Genomic DNA, 1,909 nt, shown 5'->3' with positions numbered 1-1,909 from the left:
CCCGACGAACACGCTGTCGTATTCCGTCGGGAGCCTTCGTTACCGTGGCGATCACGCATTTCACGCCCCAGCTCATCGGACGCGGCTCAGGCCGCAGTGCCGTGCTGTCGGCCGCGTATCGCCATTGCGCCCGCATGGAATACGAGGCCGAGGCCCGCACCGTCGATTATTCGAACAAGCGCAATCTCGCCCATGAGGAGTTTCTGTTGCCGCCCGATGCGCCGGCCTGGGTGAGGGCGCTGATCTCCGACCGCTCGGTCGCCGGGGCTGCGGAAGCCTTCTGGAATCGCGTCGAGGCGTTCGAGAAGCGTCAGGACGCGCAGTTCGCCAAGGAATTCATCATCGCGCTGCCGGTCGAACTCTCGAGGGAGCAGAACATCGCGCTGATGCGCCAGTTCGTGGTCGAGCAGGTGCTGGCGCGCGGGCAGGTCGCGGACTGGGTCTATCATGACGAACCCGGGAACCCGCACGTCCATCTGATGACGACGCTGCGGCCTCTGACCGAGGACGGCTTCGGACCGAAGAAGGTCGCGGTCATCGGAGAGGACGGCGAGGTTCTGCGCAACAAGTCCGGCAAGATCGTCTACCGGCTCTGGTCAGGCGAGAAGGCCGAGTTCCTGGAGCAGCGCAATCGCTGGCTTGATCTGCAGAACCAGCATCTCGCGCTCGGCGGTTTCGAGATCCGCGTCGACGGACGCTCCTATGCGGAGCGTGGCATCGACCTGGTGCCGACCACCCATATCGGCGTGGCGACGAAGGCGATCGACCGGAAGGGAGAGAAGGCCGGTTGGTCTCCGAAGCTCGAACGCATCGAGCTGTTCGAGGAGCGGAAAGCCGAGAACCGCAAACGCATCCTGCGCCGCCCGGAGATCGTGCTCGACATGCTCTCGTCTGAGATGAGTGTCTTTGCCGAGCGCGACATCGCCAAGGTTGTGTATCGGTATGTCGACGATGCCGCAACCTTCCGGCACCTGTTGGCTCGTATCCTTCAAAGCCCGGAGCTGCTTCGGATCGAGCGTGAGAGCGTGGCGTTCGCGACCGGAGAGAGGACGCCGGCGCGCTACACGACGCGCGAGCTGATCCGCCTCGAAGCCGGCATGGCGCGGCGGGCGATCTGGCTGTCGGACCGGACCTCGCATGGCGTTCGGGAGAAGGTCCTGCACGGCGTCTTCTCGCGTCACGAGCGGCTGTCGGCGGAGCAGAGAACCGCGATCGAGCATGTGACGAAAGCGGGTGGGATCGCCGCGCTCGTCGGCCGCGCCGGCGCCGGCAAGACCACCATGATGAAGGCGGCGCGGGAGGCGGGGGACCTCGCCGGCTATCGCGTGGTCGGGGGCGCGCTCGCCGGCAAGGCGGCCGAGGGTCTGGAGAAGGAAGCGGGCATTCCAAGCCGCACGCTGGCGTCATGGGAGCTGCGGTGGAGAGAGGGCAGGGACGCGCTCGACGCCGGGACCGTCTTTGTCCTCGACGAGGCCGGCATGGTCGCCTCGAAGCAGATGGCGCTGTTCGTCGAAGCCGCCGTCACGGCCGGCGCCAAGCTGGTGCTGGTGGGGGATCCCGAGCAGCTCCAGCCGATCGAGGCGGGTGCCGCCTTCAGGGCGATCGTCGAGCGTATCGGCTATGCCGAGATCGAGACCATCTATCGCCAGCGCGAGGAATGGATGCGCACCGCCTCGCTCGACCTGGCGCGCGGCAAGATCGCCGAGCCCATATCGGCCTATCGCCAGCAGGGCAGGGTGCTCGGCTCCGTCTTGAAGGCCGAAGCGGTCGCCAGCTTGATCGCGGACTGGGATCGCGACTACGACCCCGCCAAGACGTCGCTGATCCTGGCGCATCTGCGCCGCGACGTGCGCATGCTCAACATGATGGCGCGCGAGAAGCTCGTCGCACGGGGCATCCTCGGCGAGGG

At 66.6% G+C, this 1,909-nt stretch carries 1 protein-coding gene; it reads left to right on the top strand.

Features of this window, described 5'->3' with window-relative positions:
* Positions 1-44: 44 nt before the first annotated feature.
* Positions 45-1,909 (top strand): Ti-type conjugative transfer relaxase TraA (traA, locus tag EOA27_RS34395; RefSeq protein WP_127258496.1); only part of this gene is annotated, 1,865 nt, incomplete at its 3' end.

The sequence above is a fragment of the Mesorhizobium sp. M2A.F.Ca.ET.037.01.1.1 genome (assembly GCF_003998075.1).
GTDB lineage: Bacteria > Pseudomonadota > Alphaproteobacteria > Rhizobiales > Rhizobiaceae > Mesorhizobium.
This window is presented reverse-complemented; position numbering and strand designations above follow the sequence as displayed.